We start from the raw sequence: 24,208 nt of genomic DNA, 5'->3' as shown, positions 1-24,208 counted from the left end.
GCGATTTGACCAACTCGCCTAGCCAAATCGTCGTTTCGTCTTGACTTGGCTAGCCAAGTTGGTCCAGTCTGGCTTCATCGTCACTTGGCTAGCCAACCTAGCCATACAGAAAGGTGGAGTCCGATGTCGTTCTACGCGGTAGACAGCAAGCGGCAGTCGATGCGCTCGACGGGGATCGTCAACGAGGTCAAGGAGTGGGAGGAGAAGGACGGGAAGCGCCGCCCCTCGGAGACGCAGGCGCGGGACGAGGCGACGGGGATGCCGCTGTGGCAGGTGGAGGTCGTCTTCAAGCAGTCGAGCTTCGGCCGGGAGTCGATGGCCACGGCCCTGGTCGAGGTCGGCTGCCCGCACCGTCCGGTGACGGGGGAGTTCGCGCCGGTGGAGTTCGTCGGCCTGACGGTCGAGGCGCGGGTCAACAAGGCCGGTGGCCTCTCGGAGATGTGGCGGGCCGAGCGGCTCGTCGACGAGGGCAAGCCCGCCCAGCAGGGTCAGAAGGCGGCCTGACCATGACCGCCGCAACGCAGGGGATGGTTCGGGGGTCGGCTTCGGTCGGCTCCCGGGCCGCCCGGCTGACTCACACCGCTGCAGCCTCGAGCTTCGAGGTCGCGCGGCTCGGGGTCCGCTGGATGGCTCGACACGGGCGGTTCGTGTTCTGGGTCGTCCTCGCCGCCGCCCTGGTCGCGTTCCCGCTCGGGCAGCCGGGGAAGGGCCGCCTGCTCGTGCTGCTCGGCCTTGTGCCGGGGCTTGTTTCGGCGCTGTGGGAGTGGGGTTGGCCGGTCGGGTACGAGCGCTTCTGCGCTGGCCCGTCGCGCCGGTGGGGGTGGCGGCACCGGGCTCGCCGGATCTGGCCGAAGCTCGCTCGGGAGTGTGGCCTGTCGGTGCAGCGGAAAGTGCGCCGCCGCTCCTGGTCCCTCGCCCCGAAACGCGACAGCTGGCTTCTGGTCTCGACGACCTCGACGGCGTCGGAGTGGGTCCACCCGCGCCTGATGGACGCTCTCACGAAGGGCGACACCCTGACCCTGAGGGTCAAGGCCCGGATCGGGCAGACGTTGGAGGATCTGGAGAAGGCCGCGCCCGCGTTCGCCGCCGCGTTCTCCGCCGTCTCCTACCGGGTCAAGGCTTGGACACCCTCGGTGCTCGACGTCGACCTGGTCATGCGGGAGGCCCTCGCCCACCCGGCAGAGGCCGTCATCCCATCGCCCGTTGGGCATGACCTGACCGTGGACACTGTGACGCTCGGGCGTCGCCAGGACGGCACCGCCTGGGCATTGCAGGTCCGCGGCCGCCACACCCTCGTCGTGGGCTGTTCCGGCTCGGGGAAGGGCTCGATGCTGTGGGGTGTCTGCGGTGGCCTCGCCCCTGCTGTCCGCGCCGACCTCGTCCGGCTCTGGGGTGTCGATCTCAAGCGCGGTGTCGAGGTGATGATGGGCCGGCCCCTGTTCACCACCGTCGCCATCACCCCGACCGACGCCATCGCGACGTTGCGCCGACTGCTGACGGTGGTCGAGGAGCGCGGTCGGTCCATGGCCGGCGTCTCCCGCCTCCACGTACCGCGGCCGGGCGACCCGCTGCACGTCCTGGTCATCGACGAGCTCGCCGCCCTGACCGCGTACGCCGAGAGCGACACCAAGCGGGAAGCCTCCCGGCTGCTCTCGGAGGTCCTCACCCAGGGCCGAGCCCTCGGCGTCGTCGTCCTGGCGTGCGTGCAGGACCCACGCAAGGAGGTCGTCGGCATGCGCGGCCTGTTCACCCAGACCATCGCCCTGCGCCTCCGGTCCCCGGAGGAGACCCGGATGGTCCTCGGCGACGGCACCGCCGCCCTCGCACCCGCACACCGGCTCTCCCCAGCTGCCCCGGGGTCGGCGTGGGTCGTCGAGGAGGACGGCACCCTCGACCGGGTCCGCGCCGACTACTGGCCCGACCAGCTCGTCCGTCACACCGCCGCCACGTACCCCGCCCTCGTCGTTGAGGAGGCGGTCTCGGTTGCTGATGCGGCTGCGCCGGAGGTGCCGGTGGATGACGACGTGCCTCCTTCGGAGGACGTCCCCTCCGCTCGGGTTCAGGACTTCCCGGCCGGGCGCAAGCCGCGGTCGCCTCGGAAGCCCCGCACCCGTCAGCCCCGCACGACCGGGTCGGAGTCGGTGGAGTCGGGCGACTTCGGGCCTGAGGCGGCGTAACCCATGGCTCGGGGGAACGAGTGGATCGACTCGGCGGCCTGCGTCGTGGAGCGGCCGGACCTGCCGTGGACGGGCGAGTGGTTCGACGCGACCCTCGGCCAGCTCGCCGCGATGACCCGCACCTGCCACGTGTGCCCCGTCAAGCGGCAGTGCGCCGAGCAGGCCGACCGGCTCCGGGTGACGGCGGGGTTCTGGGCCGGGCGGTACCACGACCCGAACGCGCCGGATCTCATGCGCATCCACGAACGACGCGCCCCTGCGGACGTCGAGCTGGGGGGTGCGGCGTGAACGTCGACCTGGGCGTCACCACCGACATGGCCGTCGCCGCCGCCTCCAGCGCCGGGGTGTGCATCCGGCCGCTGCTGCGCAAGGTCACCGACCGGCTCACCGGGGCCGTGACCACCATCCCGCTGCCGTGCGGCTCCACGCGGGAGAAGGTCTGCCCCTCCTGCGCGGAGAAGGCTCGCCGGGTTCGGATGCAGCAGTGCCGGGAGGGCTGGCACCTCACCGAGGACCCACCCCGCCACACCGGGACTGACGGCGAGGACCCGGACGTCGACCTCGAGGACGAGCTGAACGATGAGCAGGGCGACGACGAGGAGGAGGCGGTCGAGAAGGCACGCAGGGTGCGCTCGACCCGGCACCTGCCCGGCTTCCCGGACCTGCCCGTGCTGCCCGTCGAAGACCGCACCATCGGCCGCGCGTTCACCGACGAGAAAACCGGCCGCACCTATCGGCCCTCGATGTTCGTCACGATCACGCTGCCCTCGTACGGGAAGGTGATCCCCGGCACGGGCGTGCCTCGTAACCCGAGGAGCTACGACTACCGGCGCGCCGCCCTCGACGCGCTGCTCTTCCCGCGCCTGGTGGACCGGTTCTGGCAGAACCTGCGCCGCGCGGCCGGGTACAAGGTCCAGTACTTCGCCGCCGTCGAACCCCAACGACGCCTCGCCCCGCACCTGCACGCCGCCGTCCGCGGCGCCATCCCCCGCGCGACGATCAAGGCCGTCGCCAAAGCCACCTACGCCGCGATCTGGTGGCCACCCATCGACCAAGTCATCTACGACAACGACTACCTGCCCGGCTGGCACGAGGACCTCGGCGGCTACCTCGACCCCGACACCGGAGCAGCCCTGCCGACCTGGGACGAGGCCCTCGACGAGCTCGACCAGGAAGACGACGCCGAGCCGATGCACGTCCTGCGACTCGGATCTCAGGTTGACATCAAGGGCCTGCTCGGCGGCACCCCCGACTCGGACCGGGCCGTGCGGTACCTGTGCAAGTACCTGACCAAGTCCGTCGCCGACACCTACGCCACGCCCACCGACCACACCGACGACGAGGACCCCGGCCCGGGCGCGGTCGCGTACGAGCGGCACATCGACCGGCTGCACCGCGAGGTCCGCTGGCTGCCCTGCTCCCCGGCCTGCGCGAACTGGATCCGCTACGGCATCCAGCCCAAGGACGCCGGCCCCGGCCTCATCCCCGGGCAGTGCCCGTCCAAGGCCCACGACCGCGAGCACCTCGGCCTCGGCGGCCGCCGCGTCCTGGTCTCCCGGCAGTGGTCCGGCAAGACCCTCAGCCAGCACCGCGCCGACCGAGCCGCCGTCGTCCGCGAAGTCCTCCACGAGGCCGGCATCGACGCCCCCGACGCGGACCGGATGGCAGCCGACGTCCTCGACACCGACGGGCAGCCCCGGTTCGTCTGGGAAGACGTCCCGGTGCCGGAGAGGGACTACACCACCGTCATCGCCCAATCGCTCCGGCAAGCCCAGCGATGGCGCGTGCAGTACGAGCAGGCCAAAGCCCTCGCGGCGCCACGCGGCTCACCACCTGTGGACAGCAGTTCGGCAACCGATTCAGATCAGGGGAAGGACTCAGCGGCATGAACGACAAACTGCTCTACCGGATCCCGGAGGTGGCCCACTTCCTCAGCGTCAGCCGCTCGAAGGTCTACGAGCTCGTGCGCTCCGGAGCCCTGCCCTCGGTGAAGATCGACGGTGTCCGCCGCGTGCGAGGGTGCGACGTGCTGGCCTTCGTCGAGGCACTCGACCGGACCTTCGCCTGATGGCGCAGCTTCGCGATGGCGTGATCAGACGCGGCAACTCCTGGTCGTACGTCATCCGCGTCACCGACGCACGAGGAGTGAGCAAGCCCAGATGGGTGGGCGGCTTCCCCACCGAGCGGGAGGCCAAAGAGGCCAGGGACGCCGCCCGGGTCGCTGCCCGTCGTGGCGAGTACGTCCACTCCAACAGCGTCACCGTGAGGCAGTTCCTCACGGACTGGCTCGCGGTCCACGCCCTCGAGGTCAAGCCGCGCACCCGTGCCGGCTACGCCGAACTCATCTCCATGTACGTCGTCCCGCACATCGGGTCGATGCGACTGCAGGCGGTCAAGCCCTCGACGTTGAGCACGCTCTACCGCGACCTGCTGGCGCACGGCGGGAAGGCAGGCCGTCCGCTCTCCTCGCGCACGGTCAACCATGTGCACGCGCTGCTGCGCAAGGCACTCAACGACGCCGTCCACGCCGACCAGCTGCTGTCGTCCAATCCCGCCGTCCGGGCCAAGCGCCCGCGGCAGGAGAAGGGCCGCGACCGCGTCGACGTGTCTTGGACTGCCGAGGACCTGCGAACCTTCCTCGCGCTCCTCGAGGATCACCGACTCTTCGCCCTCTTCCGCCTCGCCGCATACACCGGCGCGAGGCGCGGCGAGCTGCTCAATCTCAGCTGGGATCACGTGACGCTCGACGGCGACAACCCGCGCGTCCACATCACCGGCACGGTCCAGGTCATCGACTCGCAGCTTGTCGCCGGAACGACCAAGGCCGGCCAGTCGCGCATCGTCTCCATCGACCCCGGCACCGTCGCGGCTCTTCGTGAGCACCGAACCCGCCAGGAGGTGGAGCGTCAGCGAGCCATGCAGTCGTGGGTCCCCGGAGATCTCGTCTTCCGACGGGAGATCGGCGCGCCCCTCTACCCGTCTTCCCCCACTCAGCTCATGAGCAAGCGGATCACCGAGTACAACGACCACCTACCCGACGGCGCCACTCCCCTCCCCCGGATCCGGTTCCACGACCTGAGGCACGTCCACGCAACTCTCCTGCTGAGGGCCGGCGTACCGGTCCACGTCGTCGCCCGCCGCCTCGGGCACGCGGATCCTGCGGTGACCCTGCGCACCTATGCCCACGTGTTAGCCGACCAGGCGGCCGAGGTCGCGACCGTCTTCGCGAGCCTCGTCGACACTGCCGACGAGGGCTGACCCGATGGCCCCTGTTAGCAACCGCGTTAGCAGAACCCCGATCACGAGGCCCTCGGCCCGAAATGACGAATCGCCCCGACCCGCATCGATGCAGGTCAGGGCGATGTCGGCGTCTGAGCTGGCGAGGGGACTCGAACCCCTAACCACCTGTTTACAAGACAGGTGCGCTACCGATTGCGCCACGCCAGCAGGCCCCCGCCACGCCGGTGAGGGACGGCGAAAGCGTAACCGAGCCCAGCGGCATACGGGAAAAGGAGGGCGGCCCCGCGGCCACTCAGGGGGAAGTGGTCACGGGACCGCCCGGTCCGTGCAGCCCGTCAGGGCAAGAGGTCCGCTCAGGGGAGCCGGATGACCTGTCCGACGTAGATCAGGTTGGCGTTGCGGATGGTGCCGCGGTTGGCGCTGAAGAGGGCCTGCCAGCCGCCGCGCACGTCGTGCTTCGCGGCGAGCTCGGAGAGGGTGTCACCGGACCGCACCGTGACCTTGGCGCCCCGGCCGGTCGACACGGCAGGCGCGCGGTTGACCGTCTTGGGGCGGGAGGGAGCGTACGTCTTCTTGGTCGAGGTCTTCTTCGTCGTCGTCTTCGTGGCGCTCCGGCTGGCCCGGACCGGGGCGCTCGTGGCACCGCCGTTGGCCCTGGTCAGACCGGCTCGCACGGAGCAGACCGGCCAGGCCCCGGGCCCCTGCGCCGCCAGGACGCGCTGGGCGACGGCGATCTGCTCGGCCCGGGTGGCGAGGTCCGCGCGGGGCGCGTACCGCAGGCCGCCGTAGCCGGCCCACGTGGGCTGGTAGAACTGCAGGCCGCCGTAGTAGCCGTTACCGGTGTTGATGCTCCAGTTGCCGCTCGACTCGCACTGCGCGACGCGGTCCCACACGGAGCCGTCGGCCCGGGCCGTGCCCGCGGTGGCGACTCCGCCGAGGACGGTGGCCGCTCCGGCGAGGCCGACGCCGGCGATGCGCTGCTTGACCCGGGGACGCTTCTGGGCAGCGTGCTTCGGCTGGTAGTGCATGGGGGATCCCTTCCTGACGGGCGCCTGCGGGGTTAGCTGTCGGGTTGGGGCCGTCAGGTTGGCCCTGTCGCGGTGGCGACTTCACCCCCAGCCGGCGGAGCGCCGGCACACTTGGGTCCCCCGTCCTCGCGCGATCCGGGTCTTCCGGTGACGTCCCTGGCTGGCGAGGCTCGGCGCTTCAGGGACCGCTTATGGGTGGCGTTGTGAAATTGTCATGCCACACCGTGTGGAGCCAATGTGGTGACGACCGCCCGCTCGAGGGAGTGGTGCGGAGGCCATCGAGGCTTGACGCTACGTGACGGAGAGGGCGGTGACAAGCAGATCCGAGATCTTTTCGTGATCTTCACTTGACCATCTCTTTACTCGATCTCTGATCCGCCTGCGCGCCTCACGGCCCGAACGGACCTCCACCGAACGGGGACCACGTGCTGACGCCCCGGCTCAACCCCACGAGGGCGACCACCATCCCACCGGCCGAGAGCACGAGGCCCACGACCTGGTTGGGAGGTCCGGCAGGCACGAGTCGGCGCACGATCGAGCGCGTCCCCCGCCGCAGCGAGGTCCGCCCGGGCCCCCACCACAGCATGACGAGGCCCAGCGCCCCCCCAGCGAGCAGGGTTGCGGATGTGCCCGGGTCGAGCTCGCTCCCGACGGTCCCACTGAGGAAGAGCGCCGCGGAGAAGACCCCGGCGACGGCCACCGCGACCGGCAGCAGCAGCGCGACCGCAGTCGCGACGGCGCCGACGACGAGGTGCCACGGGCTCGTGACGACGGCCCACGGCACGTCGCTCGGACGCCGCCCGTGGTCGAAGCGCCGCAGCACGAGCCCGGTCATCGAGCGATCCACGGCTCGGGCGACGACGGACCAGCCGACGAGCGCGACGACGGCGAACCCGGGCCAGAGGGCGAGAGCGCCGAGCCAGGCCAGCGCAGCCGCCGCCAGCGTGCCGGTCCGCCTGGGCAGTCCGATCCGCGGATCTCCCTCTCGGGCGGGGGGGTAGGCGCCGTCGTCGTAGTCGTGGTAGTCGTCCTCCCACTCGTCGTCGTCCTCGAGCCGGCCGTATGCCGCTGGGCTCGCTTCCGCACGAGGCGCGGGCCAGGCGCGTGGTGGGGTGGGCAGCACCGGGTGGACTGCCGTGCTCCGCGGCTGGAAGACCTCGGTCGCGCCCGGAGTCGGGACCTCGACCGCGGTGGTCTCCCCGATGGCGTTGTCCCAGGTGCCCCCGTGGGGGGTCGGCACGGTGGCGGCCCGCCCCGCGGCGAACCGGGCCAGGGCGTCGATGACGTCGTCGGCGTGAGGCCGGCCGCCAGGGTTGGGCGACAGGGATGCTCGCAGGAGCGGCACCAGCCTCGGGTCGACGCCGTCGAGGTCGACCTCGCCCGCACGGACCTTGGCCAGCACCACGTCCATCCGGCCGCGACCGAACGGCGGCCTGCCGGAGGCCGCGAACGTGATCGTGGCCGCCCAGCCCCACCAGTCGGTCGCGTCGGTGATCGCGGCCCCCTCGACGAGCTCCGGCGAGAGGTAGCCGGGAGTGCCCATCACGAGGCCACCCATGGTGTGACGAACGTCATCCTGGATGTGGGCGATGCCGAAGTCGATGAGGACCGGCTCACCGTCCTCGAGAAGGACGTTGCCGGGTTTGATGTCGCGGTGAACGACGCCGCTGGCGTGGATGGCCCGGATCGCCTCAGCAGTCCCACAGGCGAGCTGGAGCAACGCGTCCGGGTCCAGGGGGCCGTGCTCCTCCACCCAGTCGTCCAGGGCCGGACCCGGGACGTAGCGCGTGACGATGTAGGGCCGCGGAGCCATCACGTCGGCGTCGATGACGGTGGCGACCCGGTGGTCGCGGATGCGCGAGAGCGTGTCGACCTCGCGTTGCAGCCTCAGTCGCGCCTCGTCGTCGGTGGCGACGTGGGGTCGCAGCACCTTGATCGCGACCGCGCGGCCGCGAGGGTCGAGGGCCAGGTGGACGACCCCCATCCCGCCCTCGCCGATCTCCTCGACGAGACGGTAGCTGCCGATCCGCTCGTGGCGGGGCCGACCTCCGCCGGCCGCTCCGTCCGGACCGGTGCGCCGCGCACCCACCGGGGGTGCGGGCACCCAGCGGGTCCGGTCGTGCGCAGGCATGCCCCTACGGTAATTGACCGAGGGCCTCGTCGAGCCCGCCTGGGGCCGCGCCGGGCGGCGCGCCGTCAGTGCGCCTTCAGTGCGTGATGTAGTCGCGGAGCTGGTCGCGCTCCGACTGCAGCTCCGAGAGCCGGTGCTTGACGATGTCACCGATGCTGACGATCGCCGAGAGCCTGCCGTCGGGGTCCAGGATCGGCACGTGCCGGACGCGCAGCTCGGTCATCGTGCCGGCCATGTCGGCGACGTCGTCGTGCGCCGTGCCCGTCGTCACGTCGCTCGTCATGATCGTCGCGACACTTCCCTCGAGGATCGCCGGGCCCGCCGAGTGGAGGTGGCGGACGACGTCACGCTCGCTCACGATCCCATCGACATGGGTGCCGTCGGCACTGACGACGCAGGCGCCGATCCGGTGCTCCGCCAGCTTGGCCAGCAGGGTGGAGACGGTGTCGTCGGGCTTGACGGTGACGACCTCGCCACCCTTGTGGCGCAAAACGTCAGAAATCTTCACGCTAGCCCTCCTCGACGAACGGGTATGTCCGAGATGTGCGGGCAACCCAGACTGCGGCCTGCCCTTGGGACGACCCTAGAACGGGACCACTCCAGGCGCCAGAGCTGCGGTCGTTAGAGTGAGACACGTCGCCCCCACGCCCGTCCGGGGTCATCCTGATCGGGCCAGACATCTGAAAGATCACCGCCAGGAGTTGATTCGGTGACGTCCCCCAGGAAGAGATTCGACCTCGTCGTCGCCGCGAACCGCCTCCCCGTCGACAAGCAGGTCGACGAGCAGGGCAACGTCGGATGGCGCCGCAGCCCGGGCGGCCTCGTGACCGCCATGGAGTCGGTGATGCGGTCGAACCCCGGCGCGTGGGTGGGCTGGTCCGGCGATGCCGGTGAGGCGCCTGAGCCCTTCGACGAGGACGGCATGCACCTGCGGCCGGTCGGTCTCAGCGCCGAGGAGGTCCGCGACTTCTACGAGGGGTTCAGCAACGACACCCTGTGGCCGATCTACCACGACGTCATCGTCCCGGCCTCGTTCCACCGCGAATGGTGGGCCGCCTACGTGCGCGTCAACCGGCGGTTCGCCGAAGCGGTGGCCGAGGAGGCCGCGCCGGGCGCCCGCGTCTGGATCCAGGACTACCAGCTCCAGCTGGCCCCGGCCTTCGTTCGCGAGCTGCGCCCGGACGTGCGGATCGGCTGGTTCAACCACATCCCGTTCCCGCCCGTCGAGCTCTTCGCCCAGCTGCCGTGGCGCGCCCGCCTCCTCGAGGGCCTGCTCGGGGCCGACTTCCTGGGCTTCCAGCGCCAGGCCGACGCGCGCAACTTCGTGCGCGCGTGCCGCCAGCTCCTCGGCCTGCGCACCAAGGGTGAGCGCGTCGCCCTCGACGACGGGTCCCACCGCCGAGTCCGAGCGACGGCCATCCCCATCTCCATCGACTACCAAGGACTCGAGGCACTCGCCAAGCGCCCCGAGGTCAAGGCGCGAGCCGACGAGATCCGCGAGAGCCTCGGAAACCCGAAGGTCCTCATGCTCGGCGTGGACCGGTTGGACTACACCAAGGGCATCCGGCACCGGCTCAAGGCCTATGAGGAGCTCCTCCTCGAGCGCCACATCGGACCACCGGACGTCACCCTCGTGCAGGTCGCCACACCGAGCCGGGAACGCGTGGAGGCCTACCGCTCGCTGCGCGAGGAGATCGAGCAGACCGTGGGGCGGATCAACGGAGAGCTCGGCAAGATCGGCGCGCCCGCCGTCCACTACCTGCACCACTCCTACCCGCGCGAGGAGATGGCTGCCCTCTTCCAGGCCGCCGACGTCATGCTCGTCACGCCGCTGCGCGACGGCATGAACCTCGTCGCCAAGGAGTACGTCACCTGCCGCCACGACCTGGGCGGCGCGTTGGTCCTCAGCGAGTTCACCGGCGCCTGGCACGAGCTGCACCAGGCCTTCACCTGCAACCCGCACGACATCGAGGGCCTCAAGCAGGCCATGCTCCGCGCGATCAACACGCCGAAGCGCGACAGGGAGCGGATCATGCGCGCCCTGCGCCGTCGCGTCGCGGACCACGACGTCCAGCGCTGGGCCAGGCGCTACCTGGCCGCCCTCGACGCGGCGCCCGACGTGCCGGCGCCCGACCCGCGAGGCGGAGCGACCTCCGCTCCGGTGGCACCCCACGAGTCGGCTCCCACGGCGACCGTCAGTGAAGGCCCCCTCACGGAGACCGACGGGGTGCCGGTCCGGGCCATGAGCGGGAGAACCGCCACGTGAACCGCACCGCGACACTCCACGACGCCCTGGACGTGGCCGCCTCGGCCCCGGGACTGCTCGTCGCCACCGACTTCGACGGCGTGCTCGCCCCGTTCGACGTCGACCCCATGGCGGTGCGGGCCACGCCGGGCGGCCTGGAGGCGTTGCGAGCGTTGGCCGCCCTGCCGGCAACGACGGTGGCACTCGTGTCCGGTCGCGACCTCGACACCCTGCGCGCCCTGACGGGAGTCGCCGAGGCAGAGCCGATCGTCCTCATCGGCAGCCACGGGGCCGAGTCGTCGAACGACGACGTCCGGGAGGCGATGGAGGCTGCAGCGGTCACCCAGGAGGACAAGGAGGTGCTCGACTCGCTCACCACCGACATCACGCGCCTCATCTCCGAGCGCCACCCACGGGCATCCTTGGAGCACAAGGCCGCTGCCATCGTCGTCCACACCCGCGGGCTCGACGACGACATCGCCGACGCGGCGGTCACCGAGGCCCGGGAGCTGGCCCTGGGCCGTCCCGGGGTCAAGGTCCTCAAGGGCAAGTCGGTGCTCGAGCTGTCCGTGTCGCACGCCGACAAGGGCTCCGCGGTCACCGCGCTGGGCCGTGCCCGGGGCGTGACGTCGCGCGTCTACTTCGGCGACGACGTGACCGACGAGGACGTCTTCACCCGGATGACCCGTCCTGAGGACGTCACGGTCAAGGTCGGGCCGGGATCGACCGCCGCTCGCTACCGCGTCGACGACGAGGCCGCGGTCGTCGCAGCCCTCGAGCGGCTCGCGTCGGCTCGCTGACCCTGCCGTCCCCGGTGGCCCCGGGAGCGCACCCAGGACTCCACCGGGCAGCCGAGGTCACGTCGGAGCGGGAGCGGGCCCAGCGGCATACGGCCGACGCGCGTCAGCGCCGAAGGGCACCCGTGGACCCGCGCACGACGAGCTCGGGGCGGAAGACGTACTCCGCGCGGGGCGAGGGCTGCCCGGCGATCTCGTCGAGCAGGGCGCGCACCGTCGCCGCGCTCATCGACGGCACGCTCTGACGAACGGTCGTGAGCGGCGGGTCGGTGAACGCGATGAGCGGCGAGTCGTCGTAGCCGACGACCGAGAAGTCGCGGGGCACGTTGAGCCCACGCTTGCGGGCCTCACGGATGACGCCCAGGGCCATCATGTCCGAGCCGCACACGACGGCCGTGCAGCCCTTGTCGATGAGCCGTCCGGCCGCGGTGGCCCCACCTTCGACCGAGAAGAGCGAGCGCTCGATGAGGTCATCCACGTCCGAGCGGCCGAGCAGCTCCTGCATGGAGTTGCGGAAGCCGGCGATCTTGCGGATGACCGGGACGAACCGCTCCGGACCGACGGCCAGCCCGATCTCCCGATGGCCGAGACTGACGAGGTGCTCGAGGGCGAGGCCCATCGAAGCGACCTCGTCGTTGGAGATGAAGGGCGCGTCGACGCCCTCGATGTAGCCGTTGACGAGAACGAGCGGCAGCCCGCGCTCACGCAGCGCGATGTAGCGGTCGGGGTCGGTGTTCGTGTCGGCGTGCAGGCCGGAGATGAAGATGATGCCGGCGACGCCGCGGTCGAGCAGCATCTGGACGTAGTCGTCCTCGTGGACTCCCCCGGCGGTCTGGGTGCAGAGCACCGGCGTGTAGCCGTTCTGCGCCAGCGAGGTCTCGATCTCCTGCGCGAAGGCCGGGAAGATCGGGTTGGTCAGCTCGGGCACGATCAGGCCGACGAGCCCGGCGCTCTTGCGACGCAGTCTGCTCGGGCGGTCGTAGCCGAGGACGTCGAGTGCCGTCAGGACGGACTGGCGGGTCGAGTCGGCCACGCCCGGCTTGCCGTTGAGCACCCTGGAGACGGTCGCCTCGGACACTCCCGCCTGCACCGCGATGTCGCGCAGTCGCGCCTTCATGACTCCCTCTTTCGGCGCGGCTCCGCGCCCCCGTCCGTCGGCTTCCACACCCAGACCCGGGCCCCCGGCTCCGTGGCGGTCAGTGTGACAGCCACCGTGGTCATGTCGAGCGGCGTCCCGTAGGCCGCACGCCCCGTCTGCACGCCCTCGAGCAGGTGGAGCGGCACCTCGACCGGCCCGTGGGCTGCCCGCGCCACGTGGACGAGAGCCGACTCACCGACTGTCTCGCGCAGGAAGACGATCGCGTCGCCGTCCGCATGGACCCACCGTAGTCCACCGCGCCGTAGGGCGTCCGAGCCGCGACGCGCTGCGATGAGCCGCCGGAAGACCTCCAGGAGTCTCAGGTCCCACTCCGACTCGGCCCACGGCATGGGGCGCCGTCCGTCCTCGCCGAACTCCCCCTCCATCCCGATCTCGTCGCCATAGGTCAGCATCGGCATCGACGGCATGGTGAACAGCAGTGCGGCGGCCACGTCGACGAGTCGGCTGTCCCCTCCGACCAGGGTGCGGATGCGGGTCACGTCGTGCGAGCCGACGAGGTTGAACGAGTGGACCAGGGTCTGCCACGGGATGCGCGAGGTGAAGTCGCGCATCGTCTCGACGACCCCTGCCGCGTCGAGCACGGGAAGCGGCGCGGGAGCGCCCATCGTCATGGGGTCGGGACCCTCCTCACGCAACCAGTTCCACACCGGCTTGCAGAACCCGGCGTAGTTCATCACCCCGTGCCAGCCGTCGCCCGGGAGGTCGACGGTGTAGTCGTGGAAGTGCTCGCCGACGACGAGTGCCTCGGGCGCATGCCGGACCATGGCCTGCCGCATCTGGCGCGCGACGTCGTGGTTGACGTCCGTGGCCCGCCACCGTCCCGTCATGTTGGCCACGTCGACTCGCCACCCGTCGAGGCCGCCGACGGGGCCGAGCCACTTGCGCACCACGCCCGTCGGGCTCTCGAAGAGACGGTGCCGCAGCTCCGGGTTGAGGTGGTTGAGCTTGGGCAGGGACCTGACACCGAGCCAGGCGACGTAGTCGCCGTCCTCCCAGATGTAGTAGTCCCGCTCCGGCCGGTCCTTCCCGTCGGGACCGCTGGCCGCGATGAACCACTCGTGGGCTGCGCCCGTGTGGTTCGTGGTGACGTCACCCATCACCTTCATCCCCCGGGCGTGGGCCGCCTCGGTCAGCCGACGCAACGCCGCGTCGCCGCCGAGCAGCGGGTCGACCTCCTCGAAGGACGAGGCGTCGTAACGGTGGTTCGACCGCGCCGGGAAGAACGGCGTCAGGTAGATGACGTCGACGCCGAGCGACACGAGGTGGTCGAGGTGCTCGACGATGCCGTCGAGGTCACCGCCGTAGAGCTGGCGCGCGACCGCTGGGTGGTTCGTCTGGACCGGCTCGTCCCACCGCGCCGGGATCGCCCAGTCCGGCAGGGCCCGGTGGTCGGCGGCGCTCGAGCGGCCGAACCGGTCCGGGAAGATCTGGTAGACGACGGCGCCCTCGGCCCACTCCGGCGCCGGGCTCTCGTGGGCCACCAGCCGGAAGTCGCTCGCGTCGGGAACGTCCCGATGGTGGACGCCGCTCCCGTTGAGCCACGCATACTTCGTCGGGCCGCCGACGAGGAGGAACCGGTAGTTCGTCACCGGGTTGTGGCACGGCACGGGGGCCGCCCACCAGGCATCGGTCGCCGTCTCCCGCAGCAGCACCGCGGGCACGAACTCCTGCTCGCCATCGGGCGTCACCCGCACGTGCACGCCGGTGACCTGCGCCCCCAGGGGCACCCGCACCAGCACCTCGACGACCTCGCCGAGCCGCGGCGTGGGGTTGGCGACGTACCGCGTGGACCCGTCGTGGTGCGGCAGAGCCAGCCACGACGGGGCCAGCGCGGGTGCGTCGGTCACTTGACGGAGCCCTGGGTGAGTCCGCCGACCAGCTGCCTCTGGAACGCCAGGTACAGCGCGACGACCGGGATCGAGGCGAGCAGGGCCCCGGCCGCGAACTGGCCGAAGAACTGGTTCGCGTCGTTGCCGAGCGTCATGCCGTAGAGACCCACGCCGAGCGTCTGGTTCTCGACGTCGGTGAGGAAGATGCTGGCGAGCATGAACTCGCCGTAGAGCCCGACGAAGACGAGCATGAAGACCGTCACGAGGATGGGCATGACCAGACGCAAGGTGATCGTGAAGAAGATCCGGGCGTGGCTGGCCCCGTCGACCGTCGCCGCCTCGTCGAGCTCCTTCGGCACCGTGTCGAAGTAGCCCTTGAGCAGCCAGACGTTGGACCCCATCGCGCCACCGAGATAGGCCAGGATGAGGCCGATCGACGTGTTGAGGCCGAACGCCGGCAGGACGTCACCGATCTTCGCGAAGGTGATGTAGAGCGCCACCAGCGCGAGCATCGCGGGGAACATCTGCAGGAGCAGGAGCGCGAGCATCCCGGGACGGCGCCCGGTGAACCGCAGGCGGGAGAACGCGAAGGCCGCGCAGGCCCCGATGAACACCGCCGCCAGCGCCCCGAAGCCGGAGATGATCATCGAGTTCTTGTACCAGCTCCAGTAGGGGCGGGCCGGGTCCGAGAACAGCTTGTCGAAGTTGCTCAGCGAGAACCCCGACGGCAGGAGGCTGGCCGTGTTGAGCGTGCCGCTCGGGTTGGTGGCCGCCGAGTAGATGAAGACGATCGGGAAGAGCGCCCAGACGAGGGCCAGGATGCCGAGCAGGTGCCGCCACCAGACCCGCCCGCCCAGGCCGCCGCGGTCCGGCGTCTCGCTGTGGCGCCCCACCGCGGCCTCGACTCTGGTCTCCAAGCGGGGGTCGGTGGGCACGGGGGCGTTCACGGTGGACATCAGTTGACCTCCTCGAGGGCCTTGGTCTGGCGGAACGCCGGGATCGTCATGAGCGCGACGATGATGAAGATGACGACCGACACCGCAGCCGCGAAGCCGTAGTTCGGCGCGCTGCCGGAGAAGGCGAGCCGGTAGGCGTACGTGATGAGCAGGTCGCTCGAGCCGATGCTCGTGTCGTTGCCGTCGAACGGGCCACCCTTGGTGAGCAGGTAGATGAGCCCGAAGTTGTTGAAGTTGAAGGCGAACGACGCGATGAGCAGCGGGCCCACCGCCACGAGCAGCAGCGGCATGATGATCGAGCGCAGGGTGCGGAAGGCGTTGGCGCCGTCGATGATCGCCGCTTCCCGCACATCCTTCGGGATCGACTGGAGCGCGCCGGTGCAGACGATGAACATGTAGGGGAAGCCGAGCCACAGGTTGGTGATCAGGATGGCGGCCTTGGCCCCCCAGGGTGAGCCGAGCCAGTCGACGTTGAGGCCGAGGGTGCCGTTGATGAGGCCGTAGTCCTGGTTGAACATGCCCCGCCACACGAGCGCCGTGATGAACCCCGGCAGCGCGTACGGGAGGATCAGCAGCGAGCGGTAGATCGCCTTGCCCTTGAGCCGCGGGTCGTTGAAGAGCAGGGCGATGAGCATGCCGAGCAGGAAGGTCGACAGCACGGAGACCACGGCGAAGACGACGTTCCAGACGAAGATCTTGACGAAGCCGGCCCGGAGCGTCTCGTCCGTGAAGATGCGCGAGAAGTTGGAGAACCCGACGTTCTCCTGCCAGCCCTGCGGGAAGGCCACGGACGGGTCGGCCGTGCTGACCCACCGGGCGTTCTTCGGCTCGTAGACCGTCGGCGGCGTCGTGCTCGAGTCGGTCAGCCGGTCGGCGTTCGCGTCGTAGGTGACGGATGGCTTGCCCTCGAAGGCTTCAGAGAGGCCGACGGGCTTGATCCCGCCGCCGTCGCCGGTCGGGACGGCGAGCGCCGAGAGGTCCTTGCTTCGGGCGTTGACCTCGCGCGCGGTGAGGATCGTGTAGCCGGGCGCCTTGGTGATCTTGCCCGCCGTCGTCTTCTCGACGCCCTCGGCGGGGAGCGGTTGGAGGCCGGTCGTGTCGCCGACGAGCGTCGTGCCGTCGGGCTTGGTCAGCAGCAGGACCAGATCGCCGGTCGTCGCCGACGCCCCTTCCTTGGTCGCGACGGACATCCGGTAGCGGGGGCTGTCCGGCACCTCACGCACAGACTGGGCGATGATGTCGGTGACCGTCTCCTCCTTGGAGAAGAGGTGTCCGTCACCGTAGTTCGTGAGCGAGAGGCTGGCCGTGAAGATGATCGGCCACAGCTGGAACGCGATGAGGAGCAGCATCCCCGGGAGCAGGTACTTCAGCGGCACGTTCCGGCGTGTTCCGTAGACGGCGAGGATGCCGATGCCGACCATGCCGGCCACGACGACGGCCATGGTGTTCCCGGCGATCGCGAGCTGCGTCGCGACCCACAGGACACCGGCCAGGGCCAGCGCGATGAGCACCCACTTGATGACGAGTGCGGTGAGCTTGGTCATGAGCCACTTCCCTTTGCGCCGGCCCGGCGCCATTGCCGTAGATGCAGGAAGGGGGAGCCAGCGACGCTCCCCTGAGCCCCCGTGCGGGGGACGACCTCCGGGACCCGCAGCTGCGGCGGGTCCCGGAAGCCGTTTCAGATCAAGGGAGCTCAGCCCTTGGCGATGTTCGCCGCGATCTCCTTGGCGGCCGCGTCAAGACGCGTCTTGGGGTCCGACTTGCCGGAGATGATGTCGGCGGTCGCCTGGCCGAAGGGGCCCCACACCGAGTTCATCGCGGGGATGTTCGGCATCGGGAGACCATCGGCACCGGCCTCGTACCAGGCCTTGACGTCGGGGTCGCTCGCGGCGACCTCGTCGTAGGCCTCCTTGAGGGCCGGCGGGCGCTTGCCGACCTCGAAGAGGGCCAGCTGGACCTCCTTGCGCGGGATGTAGTTCGTGACGAACTCCTGCGCGAGCGTCGCGTTCTTCGCCTTGCTGGAGACGTAGAACATCTGCACACCGAGGAACGGCTTCATCGCGCCACCGCCGGCGAGGCTGGGCAGCGGGGCGATGCCGTAGTTGACACCTGCCTCCTTGGCCTTGGCGACGCTCCACGGGCCGCTGATCATGAACGGGGCGGCCTTCGTGTCGAAGAGCGCGTCCTGGTTCGTGTCGTCGACGTTGGTCGAGAGGATCTTCTTCTTGCCGAGAGCGGCGAGGACCTCACCGCCCTTGATCGAGCCGGGGCTGTTCACGAGCAGCTTGTTGGGGTCGTAGTCGCCGTTGTCCTTCACGGCGAAGATGCCGCCGTCGGGGAAGGCCGACAGGTACGGGTAGGCGAAGTAGGCGTTGCCCGTCTTGGAGACGAACTGCGACAGGACCTGCTTGGCCTTGCCCTCCTTGACGAGCTTCTCACCGGTGGCGACGAGCTCGTCCATGGTCTGGGGCGGGTTCGGCACCAGGTCCTTGTTGTACATCAGGCCGATGTTCTCGACGGCGTAGGGGACGCCGTAGGACTGGCCGTTGAACTTCGTGGCGGCAATGGCGTTCGGCAGGAACTTCGAGGCGACGTCGGCCGAGAGGTTGATCGGGGCGACGGTGGAGTTCTGGACCAGCTCGCCGAGCCAGTCGTGGGCACCGACGATGACGTCGGGACCCTTGCCGACCTTGGTGGCGTCCTTGAACTGGGCGCGGGTGTCCGTCGAGATCTGGACCTTGACGGTCACACCGTTCTCCGCGGCGAACTCGTCGGCGTACTTCTGGACCGCCTTGGAGCGGTCGGCGTCGGTCCAGATGACGAGATCGACATTGGCGTCACGGACGGGCGCGGCGGTTCCGGTGGGGGTCTCGGGGACCCCGGTCGTCGTCGCTTTCGCCGAGCTCTGGGCGGGTTGGGTGCTGGGCGCGGTGGGGGTCGACCCGCCGCAGGCGCTGAGGGCCAGGGCGGCGACGCCCATGACGGCGACGCCACCAAACGCACGCTTGTGCATGGATTCTCCTTCGAAGCCGGTGGCACACGCCGCCACCTGTGGTCCGCCGACCGTAGCAAGAATTTGCAGCAGCGCGTAAGACTCTTGCTGAAAATTCTTGCAGACGTCTGCGTGGGATGGGCCACTCCGCGACCGGCACCGCCAGAGGACCCGACCACACCCGCCCTTTGCAACGCCGACCCGGTGGGACATGATGGGCATGCCCGGCCTCCTGTGGTTGGGCACCGTCCCTTTACAACGGATCGTCCGGCACGTTCCTGCCGGTGAAGGAAAGGCAACGAAGCCCATGGCAACAGTGACGTTCGACAACGCGACACGGCAGTACCCCGGCAACCCGAGGCCGTCCGTCGACAAGCTCAACATCGAGATCGCGGACGGTGAGTTCCTCGTCCTCGTCGGCCCCTCCGGATGTGGCAAGTCCACCTCCCTGCGCATGCTCGCCGGCCTCGAGGAGGTCAACAGCGGCCGGATCCTCATCGGCGACCGCGACGTGACGAACCTGTCCCCCAAGGACCGCGACGTCGCGATGGTCTTCCAGAACTACGCGCTCTACCCGCACATGTCGGTGGCCGACAACATGGGCTTCGCCCTCAAGATCGCCGGCGTCGACAAGTCCGAGATCCGCAAGCGGGTCGAGGAGGCAGCCAAGATCCTCGACCTGACCGAGTACCTCGAGCGCAAGCCGAAGGCACTCTCCGGTGGGCAGCGCCAGCGCGTCGCCATGGGTCGCGCCATCGTCCGCTCCCCCCAGGTGTTCCTCATGGACGAGCCACTGTCGAACCTCGACGCCAAGCTCCGCGTCCAGACGCGCACGCAGATCGCCTCGCTCCAGCGCCGCCTCGGCGTCACCACGGTCTACGTCACCCACGACCAGATCGAGGCCATGACCATGGGTGACCGGGTCGCCCTGCTCAAGGACGGCATCCTCCAGCAGTGCGACACGCCGCGCCGGATGTACGACCACCCCGACAACGTCTTCGTCGCCGGCTTCATCGGCTCCCCCGCCATGAACCTCGTCGAGACCCCGGTCCACGAGGGCGGCGCCAAGTTCGGCAACGCCATCGTGCCGATCAGCCGCGAGGCGCTCGGCGCCGCGGGCAGGTCGATCATCGTCGGCGTCCGCCCCGAGGACGTCGAGCTGACCACCGAGGGGGACGGCCTGCCGATCACCGTGGACGTCGTCGAGGAGCTCGGCGCCGACGCCTACATCTACGGCACGCCGAAGGTCGAGGCACACCAGATCGACGCCGACGGCGACGAGGTGTCCGACCGACCGTTCATCGCGCGGGTCGACGGGCGCCGTCCCCCGCAGAAGGGCGAGACGGTCTACATCAAGCCGCAGGAGGGCCACCTGCACGTCTTCAACACCGAGACCGGCGTGCGCATCGAGGCCTGAGCGCACCAGCAGGATCCGGAGGGCCGGCACATCGTGCCGGCCCTCCTTCCATGTCGAGAGAGCCCTTCCCTCCCGATCGAAAGAGCAGTTCGCGACACCGCCATCCCGTATGCCGCTGGGCGCGCTCCCGATCGAGAGAGCAGTTCGCGACACCGCCATCCCGTATGCCGCTCGGCCCGCTCCCGATCGAAAGAGCAGTTCGCGACGCAACTGGTGACGGACGCCCCGCGACGCGGTTGTCCACAGGCCGCGGCGTCCCGGCAGCGAGGGGACTGCCAGATGCCGCACCATCGACCGGGTGAACGTCGATGACCTTCCCGAGCCCTTGACCCGTCGGCCCTTCTCCGTGGCGATGGCCACGGTGTGGGGTCTCACCTACCGCCAGGTCCAACGACTGAGCCTGGAGGCTCCGGCCCGGGGCGTCCGGACCTCCCACACCCTGGCGACCGTCCAAGAGCGCTGCGCCGCGGTCGCGCTCATTCTGGAGTGCTTTGCCTTCTCACACCTGACCGCTGCCCTTCTGCACGGACTTCCGCTGCCCCGTGCCCTGGTCGACGACGCCGGGATGCACGTCATGCGGGATGCCCGCGACGGCGCCGTCCGACGAGCTGGGGTGGTTGGGCATCGCGGCCTCCACCAGCGCGAGGTGACCACCGTCTGCGGGCTGCCGACGATTGGGATGGCCGACACCTGGGTCGACCTGGGCGAGCTGATCCACGTCGGTAGCCCGCTCGGGCTCGACGACCTGATCGTGATCGGCGACGCGGTGGCGACTCGTCTCGGTTCCGTTGAGCCCCTCCGACTCGCGCTTGAGAGACGTGAGCGCCCGCGCGGCAAGCTCACGTTGGTCGAGGCCCTTGAGGAGATCCGGGTCGGCTCGGAGTCACCCGGAGAGACACGCAGCCGACTCATCCTCGTCCGTGCCGGGCTTCCGGAACCAGAGCTCAACCAGCCGTTGTTCAGCCTCGACGGGGTCTGGTTGGGCCGGCCGGACATGATGTGGCGGTCGGCGCGAGTGTTGTTGGAGTACCAAGGTCGAGAGTTCCATGACTCTGACCACCAACGCCGGCAGGACGCCGTGCGGTTTGCCGGCTTCGAAGCCGACGGCTGGAAGGTCATCCCGGTCTGGAACGACGACGTCAACACCGACGAGGCACGCGTCGCCCTGGTCCGAAGCGCGGCGGACCTCCTCGGCCACGCCCCCGACCTGCTCAGGCTGGACGAGTGCCATCCTCGGTTCTTCAGCAAGCGAATGCTCGAGCTCGCCGAAAAGCGCGCTCGGCGACTGCGGGCTCAAGCCTGCTGAGTGGGCCGTCAGGCCATCTTGCGTCGCGAACTGCTCTCTCGATCCCACACTGAGGCCGTCGCGAAGTGCTCTTTCGATCGACGCCCAGCCCAGCGGCATACGGGCTGCTTGGCTGGCGCGACGTGCTCTCTCGATGGGTGACGAGGTCCGGGGCGCATGCCACGATGGGGCCGTGAGCCTCGCGATCACCACAGCCCGGCCGGAGTCGGCACTGCTCGACCTGCCCTGGTCCGTCCCCCTGGAAGACTGGCCGGAGTCCGTGCTGGCGGCGCTGCCCCGCGGGATCTCACGGCACGTCGTGCGTTTCGTGCGGCTCGGGAGCCGAGTCCTTGCCGTCAAGGAGATCAAGTCCGAGCTGGCCGACCGCGAGTACGTCATGCTGCGCAACCTGCGCCGCCTCGACGTGCCGTGCGTCGAGCCGTTCGGCGTCGTCCATGGGCGCCTGGACGACGCGGGCAAGCCCCTCGACTCCTGTCTGGTCACCCGACACCTGCAGTACTCCCTGCCCTACCGGGCGCTCTACAGCCAGTCCCTGCGCCCCGACACCGCGGTGCGGCTCATGGACGCCCTGGCGCTGCTCCTCGTGCGGCTCCATCTCGAGGGCTTCTGGTGGGGCGACGTGTCCCTGTCCAACACGCTCTTCCGCAGGGATGCCGGCGCCTTCGCCGCCTACCTCGTCGACGCCGAGACCGGCGAGCTGCACCAGCACCTCAGCGACGGGCAGCGGCAGCACGACCTGGACATCGCCCAGGTCAACATCGCCGGTGAGCTGATGGACCTCGAGGCCGGCGGCTTCCTCGAGGAGCAGGCCGACCCGTTCGAGGTCGCGAGCTCGATCATCGAGCGCTACCACTCGCTGTGGGAGACCCTCACCGGGACCGAGCGGTTCGAGGCCGGTGACCGGTGGCGCGTCGACGAGCGCATCCGGCGGCTCAACGATCTCGGCTTCGACGTGGACGAGCTGTCGATCACCACCGACATCGGCGGCACCCAGATCCAGATCACTCCCAAGGTCGTCGACGCAGGGCACCACTCGCGTCGCCTCCTGCGCCTGACCGGCCTCGACGTCGGCGAGAACCAGGCCCGCAGACTGCTCAACGACCTGGACGCCTACGCCGCCGCCACGGACCGGCAGGGCGACGAGGAGGAGATCGTGGCGCATGAGTGGCTGTCCAAGATCTACGAGCCGATCACCAGGGCGGTTCCGCGCGAGCTCACCGGGCGGCTCGAGCCGGCCGAGATCTTCCACGAGGTCCTCGAGCACCGGTGGTACATGAGCGAGCGTGCCGGGCACGACATCCCCATCGAGGCCGCCCTGGCGGACTACGTCGCCACGGTGCTCCCGGGCAAGCCGATCGAAAAGTCGGTCGTCGGCGTGGACACCGTCGAGATGCCCGTCATCGCCTGGGACGACTGACCCGCTCCTCCCCCTCGGCCGAGCCCGAAGGACCCTCCGGCTCGTCCCCGTGGGCTGGCTGCCGCGCGCCCTCGTCGGCCGGCACCGACAGGATCTGGCCGAAGAGGACGATGATCCACAGGGCGAACGTCGCCACGTGGACGACCGTGCACCAGAGGCAGATCGCGTAGATCCGGAAGAGCTCGGCCCACACGAGGTAGAGCGCCATGGCGAGGCCGACCGTGAGCAACCCGAGCCTGACCCGGTCGAGCCACGGCTCCGGTCGACGCCACACCGACGGCAGCACGAGCGCGGTCACGGCGACGAAGAAGAGCAGGCCCAGCAGGGCCACCGGGAGACCGAGGAACGTCGACCACGCGCTCTCGGTGACCTTGGCGCAGTCGACGACGTCAGTGACGGTGCAGGCGAGAGTCTCGTTGCCGGTGTAGTGCTCGAAGGTCAGGTAGGCCGAGACGAGCAGCCCCACCACCGAGAGGGCGAGCGAGGTGGGGACGAGCCACCGCGGTCGGAGGATCACTTCTGGACCAGGGCCGCCGCTGCCGTGACGCCGGTGCTGGTGCAGACGTTGGCCGGCTGGCCGCCGGTCATCTGGCACAGCTGCGCGGCGATCATGTTGGCGCTCGCATCGACGGACTTGCCGACGTCCCCGGTGCCGGTCTCCATCTGGGCGACGATCTCGTCCCACCCGTTGTCACCCGTGTGCTCGAGGAACGGCTGGAGCGGGATCCCGGAGCCGGGCAGCTCGTGCGTGCCGTAGAACGTCCACGGGATGCCACCCTCGGGGTTGTACCGCTTGAACAGCGCGTCGACGTCAGCCGGCAGGGTCTGGAGCGGCTTGAACTCCCGGTCCTTGGTCTCCCAGGCGTTGAAGGTCAGGTAGTCGCTCGTGTAGGTCGACTCGGTGAACGTGACGGTGGGGATGTTGCCGTCGTTCGTCGCGGAGCGGGTCGGCGCGAGCCCCTCGAAGGAGCCGAAGCGGGACAGCGCGGCGACGATCGCCCACCGCTCGGAGGCGCAGTAGGGGCAGAACTCGGCGCCCACGTAGATCATCCGGGGCTTGCCGTCCGCGGTGAGGACCTCGCCGCCCTCGACCTTCTGCGGTATGGCGTTGGGGTCAGAGGGCGCACCGGCCGCGTCGAAGGTCGCGGCGGGGATCGCGGCGAGCTTGGGGATGAACGCGGCGGCCGAGCCGGTCGTGGTGGTGGCCGGGTCGCCCGTGCTCTTGTTGTTTGCGATGACGACTCCGACCGCCACGGCGATGATGACGACGACCACGGCGACAGCGGCAGCGATCATCTGCTTCTGCTGGCGCTCCTTGCGCACCTGTGCAGCGCGCATCTCGGCGGCGCGCGCCGCAACCTCGGCGCGATTGCTCTTCCCCACGAGGTACCCCATCCAGTCAGTTACTACGCGTCGTAGGAGACCCTAACACCCCTCCCGAGCCGCTGCTCGCCGATCACGGGGTGCCTCGCGACACAGCGTATGCCGCTGAGCTCGCTCCCCGGAGCCGGCCC

At 69.9% G+C, this 24,208-nt stretch carries 21 protein-coding genes, 1 tRNA gene and 1 riboswitch; of the genes, 11 read left to right on the top strand and 11 right to left on the bottom strand.

Annotation, left to right across the window (positions count from 1 at the left end):
• Positions 1-123 precede the first annotated feature (123 nt).
• The 6 genes from ABWV20_RS16105 to ABWV20_RS16080 are packed head-to-tail and all read left to right on the top strand — an operon-like array spanning position 124 to position 5,435.
• Entirely contained in the window at positions 124-504 is a 381-nt protein-coding gene (locus ABWV20_RS16105) for a hypothetical protein (RefSeq protein WP_353356888.1), read from the top strand.
• A 2-nt stretch (positions 505-506) separates the two neighbouring features.
• Positions 507-2,177, top strand: a complete 1,671-nt coding sequence (locus ABWV20_RS16100; protein ID WP_353356886.1) for an FtsK/SpoIIIE domain-containing protein — start codon at positions 507-509, stop codon at positions 2,175-2,177.
• Positions 2,178-2,180: 3 nt separating this feature from the next.
• A complete protein-coding gene (locus tag ABWV20_RS16095) occupies positions 2,181-2,465 on the top strand; it encodes a WhiB family transcriptional regulator (RefSeq protein ID WP_353356884.1) in 285 nt (94 codons plus the stop codon).
• The gene (locus ABWV20_RS16090; protein ID WP_353356882.1) at positions 2,462-4,066 is read left to right on the top strand and encodes a replication initiator; all 1,605 of its coding nucleotides are present in this window, start codon (positions 2,462-2,464) and stop codon (positions 4,064-4,066) included. The genes ABWV20_RS16095 and ABWV20_RS16090 overlap by 4 nt, the downstream gene beginning before the upstream one ends.
• Complete coding sequence (locus tag ABWV20_RS16085; protein WP_353356880.1) at positions 4,063-4,245, top strand: helix-turn-helix domain-containing protein; 183 nt, start codon at positions 4,063-4,065, stop codon at positions 4,243-4,245. The genes ABWV20_RS16090 and ABWV20_RS16085 overlap by 4 nt, the downstream gene beginning before the upstream one ends.
• Positions 4,245-5,435 (top strand): tyrosine-type recombinase/integrase, encoded by a 1,191-nt coding sequence (locus ABWV20_RS16080; RefSeq protein WP_353356878.1) that lies wholly within the window; start codon positions 4,245-4,247, stop codon positions 5,433-5,435. Before ABWV20_RS16085 ends, ABWV20_RS16080 begins: the two co-directional genes overlap by 1 nt.
• 116 nt (positions 5,436-5,551) lie before the next feature.
• Here ABWV20_RS16080 and ABWV20_RS16075 read toward each other — a convergent pair.
• The 4 genes from ABWV20_RS16075 to ABWV20_RS16060 form a co-directional block, all read right to left on the bottom strand.
• Positions 5,552-5,624 (bottom strand) — tRNA-Thr (locus ABWV20_RS16075).
• A gap of 146 nt (positions 5,625-5,770) precedes the next feature.
• The gene (locus ABWV20_RS16070) at positions 5,771-6,445 is read right to left on the bottom strand and encodes a transglycosylase family protein (protein ID WP_353356876.1); all 675 of its coding nucleotides are present in this window, start codon (positions 6,443-6,445) and stop codon (positions 5,771-5,773) included.
• 27 nt (positions 6,446-6,472) lie between these two features.
• A riboswitch (cyclic di-AMP (ydaO/yuaA leader) is annotated at positions 6,473-6,568 on the bottom strand.
• A 265-nt stretch (positions 6,569-6,833) separates the two neighbouring features.
• Positions 6,834-8,576 carry a protein kinase domain-containing protein gene (locus ABWV20_RS16065; RefSeq protein ID WP_353356874.1) on the bottom strand — a complete coding sequence of 581 codons (1,743 nt, stop codon included), beginning with the start codon at positions 8,574-8,576 and terminating at the stop codon, positions 6,834-6,836.
• Positions 8,577-8,652: 76 nt separating this feature from the next.
• On the bottom strand, positions 8,653-9,084 hold the full coding sequence (locus ABWV20_RS16060) for a CBS domain-containing protein (RefSeq protein WP_353356872.1): 432 nt from the start codon (positions 9,082-9,084) through the stop codon (positions 8,653-8,655).
• Between the two features lie 201 nt (positions 9,085-9,285).
• Here ABWV20_RS16060 and ABWV20_RS16055 point away from each other — a divergent pair, with 201 nt between their 5' ends.
• Entirely contained in the window at positions 9,286-10,842 is a 1,557-nt protein-coding gene (locus tag ABWV20_RS16055) for an alpha,alpha-trehalose-phosphate synthase (UDP-forming) (protein ID WP_353356870.1), read from the top strand.
• Positions 10,839-11,621 carry a trehalose-phosphatase gene (gene otsB / locus ABWV20_RS16050; protein ID WP_353356868.1) on the top strand — a complete coding sequence of 261 codons (783 nt, stop codon included), beginning with the start codon at positions 10,839-10,841 and terminating at the stop codon, positions 11,619-11,621. Before ABWV20_RS16055 ends, otsB begins: the two co-directional genes overlap by 4 nt.
• A 103-nt stretch (positions 11,622-11,724) precedes the next feature.
• On the opposite strand, the gene ABWV20_RS16045 is transcribed toward otsB, so the two are convergent.
• From ABWV20_RS16045 to ABWV20_RS16025, 5 genes are all read right to left on the bottom strand, one after another.
• A complete protein-coding gene (locus ABWV20_RS16045) occupies positions 11,725-12,735 on the bottom strand; it encodes a LacI family DNA-binding transcriptional regulator (RefSeq protein ID WP_353356866.1) in 1,011 nt (336 codons plus the stop codon).
• Entirely contained in the window at positions 12,732-14,624 is a 1,893-nt protein-coding gene (locus tag ABWV20_RS16040) for a glycoside hydrolase family 13 protein (protein ID WP_353356864.1), read from the bottom strand. Before ABWV20_RS16040 ends, ABWV20_RS16045 begins: the two co-directional genes overlap by 4 nt.
• Positions 14,621-15,562, bottom strand: a complete 942-nt coding sequence (locus ABWV20_RS16035; protein ID WP_353356862.1) for a sugar ABC transporter permease — start codon at positions 15,560-15,562, stop codon at positions 14,621-14,623. The genes ABWV20_RS16040 and ABWV20_RS16035 overlap by 4 nt, the downstream gene beginning before the upstream one ends.
• Positions 15,562-17,106, bottom strand: a complete 1,545-nt coding sequence (locus ABWV20_RS16030; RefSeq protein WP_353356860.1) for an ABC transporter permease subunit — start codon at positions 17,104-17,106, stop codon at positions 15,562-15,564. Before ABWV20_RS16030 ends, ABWV20_RS16035 begins: the two co-directional genes overlap by 1 nt.
• A gap of 149 nt (positions 17,107-17,255) precedes the next feature.
• Complete coding sequence (locus ABWV20_RS16025; protein WP_353356858.1) at positions 17,256-18,575, bottom strand: sugar ABC transporter substrate-binding protein; 1,320 nt, start codon at positions 18,573-18,575, stop codon at positions 17,256-17,258.
• A 286-nt stretch (positions 18,576-18,861) separates the two neighbouring features.
• On the opposite strand from ABWV20_RS16025, the gene ABWV20_RS16020 reads away from it, so the two are divergent.
• The 3 genes from ABWV20_RS16020 (at position 18,862) to ABWV20_RS16010 (ending at position 22,694) form a co-directional block, all read left to right on the top strand.
• Positions 18,862-19,971 carry an ABC transporter ATP-binding protein gene (locus tag ABWV20_RS16020; protein ID WP_353356856.1) on the top strand — a complete coding sequence of 370 codons (1,110 nt, stop codon included), beginning with the start codon at positions 18,862-18,864 and terminating at the stop codon, positions 19,969-19,971.
• A 298-nt stretch (positions 19,972-20,269) separates the two neighbouring features.
• Complete coding sequence (locus ABWV20_RS16015; RefSeq protein WP_353356854.1) at positions 20,270-21,277, top strand: DUF559 domain-containing protein; 1,008 nt, start codon at positions 20,270-20,272, stop codon at positions 21,275-21,277.
• A gap of 172 nt (positions 21,278-21,449) precedes the next feature.
• Positions 21,450-22,694 carry a DUF4032 domain-containing protein gene (locus tag ABWV20_RS16010; protein WP_353356852.1) on the top strand — a complete coding sequence of 415 codons (1,245 nt, stop codon included), beginning with the start codon at positions 21,450-21,452 and terminating at the stop codon, positions 22,692-22,694.
• Here the strand turns inward: ABWV20_RS16010 and ABWV20_RS16005 are convergent.
• Together ABWV20_RS16005 and ABWV20_RS16000 are read right to left on the bottom strand one after the other, a co-directional pair.
• The gene (locus tag ABWV20_RS16005) at positions 22,675-23,211 is read right to left on the bottom strand and encodes a vitamin K epoxide reductase family protein (RefSeq protein WP_353356850.1); all 537 of its coding nucleotides are present in this window, start codon (positions 23,209-23,211) and stop codon (positions 22,675-22,677) included. The genes ABWV20_RS16010 and ABWV20_RS16005 overlap by 20 nt on opposite strands.
• Positions 23,208-24,077 carry a DUF929 family protein gene (locus ABWV20_RS16000; RefSeq protein WP_353356848.1) on the bottom strand — a complete coding sequence of 290 codons (870 nt, stop codon included), beginning with the start codon at positions 24,075-24,077 and terminating at the stop codon, positions 23,208-23,210. The genes ABWV20_RS16005 and ABWV20_RS16000 overlap by 4 nt, the downstream gene beginning before the upstream one ends.
• Positions 24,078-24,208: the final 131 nt, after the last annotated feature.

Source organism: Intrasporangium sp. DVR, assembly GCF_040365325.1.
Lineage (GTDB): Bacteria > Actinomycetota > Actinomycetes > Actinomycetales > Dermatophilaceae > Intrasporangium.
The sequence above is the reverse complement of the archived record's forward strand: the minus strand, read 5'-3'. Positions and strand labels throughout refer to the sequence as shown.

What these genes read in the sequence shown, in the direction of transcription:
- ABWV20_RS16065 (WP_353356874.1), bottom strand. Translation starts at nt 8,576, where the DNA reads ATGCCTGCGCACGACCGGACCCGCTGGGTGCCCGCACCCCCGGTGGGT.
- ABWV20_RS16025 (WP_353356858.1), bottom strand. Translation starts at nt 18,575, where the DNA reads ATGCACAAGCGTGCGTTTGGTGGCGTCGCCGTCATGGGCGTCGCCGCC.
- ABWV20_RS16070 (WP_353356876.1), bottom strand. Translation starts at nt 6,445, where the DNA reads ATGCACTACCAGCCGAAGCACGCTGCCCAGAAGCGTCCCCGGGTCAAG.
- ABWV20_RS16030 (WP_353356860.1), bottom strand. Translation starts at nt 17,106, where the DNA reads ATGACCAAGCTCACCGCACTCGTCATCAAGTGGGTGCTCATCGCGCTG.
- ABWV20_RS16105 (WP_353356888.1), top strand. Translation starts at nt 124, where the DNA reads ATGTCGTTCTACGCGGTAGACAGCAAGCGGCAGTCGATGCGCTCGACG.
- ABWV20_RS16020 (WP_353356856.1), top strand. Translation starts at nt 18,862, where the DNA reads ATGGCAACAGTGACGTTCGACAACGCGACACGGCAGTACCCCGGCAAC.
- ABWV20_RS16045 (WP_353356866.1), bottom strand. Translation starts at nt 12,735, where the DNA reads ATGAAGGCGCGACTGCGCGACATCGCGGTGCAGGCGGGAGTGTCCGAG.
- ABWV20_RS16080 (WP_353356878.1), top strand. Translation starts at nt 4,245, where the DNA reads ATGGCGCAGCTTCGCGATGGCGTGATCAGACGCGGCAACTCCTGGTCG.
- ABWV20_RS16085 (WP_353356880.1), top strand. Translation starts at nt 4,063, where the DNA reads ATGAACGACAAACTGCTCTACCGGATCCCGGAGGTGGCCCACTTCCTC.
- ABWV20_RS16095 (WP_353356884.1), top strand. Translation starts at nt 2,181, where the DNA reads ATGGCTCGGGGGAACGAGTGGATCGACTCGGCGGCCTGCGTCGTGGAG.
- ABWV20_RS16035 (WP_353356862.1), bottom strand. Translation starts at nt 15,562, where the DNA reads ATGTCCACCGTGAACGCCCCCGTGCCCACCGACCCCCGCTTGGAGACC.
- ABWV20_RS16100 (WP_353356886.1), top strand. Translation starts at nt 507, where the DNA reads ATGACCGCCGCAACGCAGGGGATGGTTCGGGGGTCGGCTTCGGTCGGC.